Source organism: Nostoc sp. UHCC 0251, from assembly GCF_034932245.1.
In the GTDB taxonomy this organism is placed as follows: Bacteria; Cyanobacteriota; Cyanobacteriia; order Cyanobacteriales; family Nostocaceae; genus Nostoc.
In genome coordinates, this window is sequence record NZ_JAYGHD010000539.1 from 1 (window position 1) to 1,175 (window position 1,175).

Genomic DNA, 1,175 nt, shown 5'->3' on the forward strand with positions numbered 1-1,175 from the left:
TAAGTAAGTGGGTGCTAAAATTTCCCGCTATGTAACAGAATCTTAATCAGAGGGTTTAGAATTAAATTTTACACGTCGTGTACTGTGATTGCTTTTTTCTCCTCTAGCTTGAACGCCATTGATTACAGCGTAAGCAAGGTCTAGCTCATCATCAAATGCTTGCCCAGATAACTCATCTTTTTTTATGTGTTGCCATTCCAATTCAATTGGATTCATTTCTGAGCAATACTTTGGTAGGAAAAAGATGTATAAACCCTGACTCTCCCATTTTTTCCACAATTGTTGAACTTCTTGGCACCGATGTATTGGCCCGTTATCCTGCACAATCACCCTTGTACGTCCTATTTCTTGTGCTTCAGTAGCTTCCTGTTCCATCATTTTTATGTAAGATTTACGGTCAACACCACCGATAACTAAACCGTAAACAAAACTGATAAAAGGCTGGAGAAATCCTATGATGCTTAACCTACGACCACGACGTTTTGTTTGTTCCAAACGTTTTTGCTCACCTCTAAAGTAATAGGTGTAACCAGGCTCACTCCATACACAAAACCCTGATTCATCTAGATACTTTAAATCGATTTCGCCAGTTGCAGCAGCTAATTCCAGCATATCTAAGTCTGCTTGCTTATTTGCTCGCGCTACCGGGTCTTGTTTTCCTTTATGACTTTTCCTTGCCCGCTTCCAATCGACCCCCTTTTTTTGAGTACCCGTCTTAACCTATCGGGACTCAGAACTACATTGCGTTCTGTTTTTAACTTCAGAGCTAACTGCGGACTGTTGTATGTGCGTGGCTCAATTCTTAGGCATTCTTCTAAAAATGCAATGTCATCCTCTTTCCATTTTGGTTTTCCACCTCGACCTGGAGATTCCCAAAGTCCCTTTAAACCCAGCTTTTCCCATGTATTCAAAACTTTTCTTACTGTTTTTTCGTTCCAGTCAAAGTGCGCTGCGATGTTCTCTACATACCAGCCATGTGCGTTTAGCCTAATTACTTCCGCTCTGTCTTTGACTTTCTGTGGCACATTCTGTTTTCTCAGGTTTAGCAAAGTTTGGTCTTGCTCATGAGTCAGAAATACCCTTAAACGTGCCCCCATACACAAATCACTTTGTAGATGTATTTTCAGTATTTATATATCTTAACATACCGGACTTTTTTGATGCCTATCTACTTA

Annotated in this window: 1 protein-coding gene; it reads right to left on the minus strand. The window is 40.3% G+C overall.

The window, feature by feature from the left end:
* Nucleotides 1-42: 42 nt before the first annotated feature.
* Nucleotides 43-1,097 (minus strand): IS630 family transposase gene (locus VB740_RS36680; RefSeq protein ID WP_323204708.1). Its coding sequence is split into 2 segments (ribosomal slippage): nt 43-702 and nt 705-1,097, totalling 1,053 coding nucleotides; the frame shifts between segments, so codons are not numbered across the junction.
* Between the last annotated feature and the right edge of the window lie 78 nt (nt 1,098-1,175).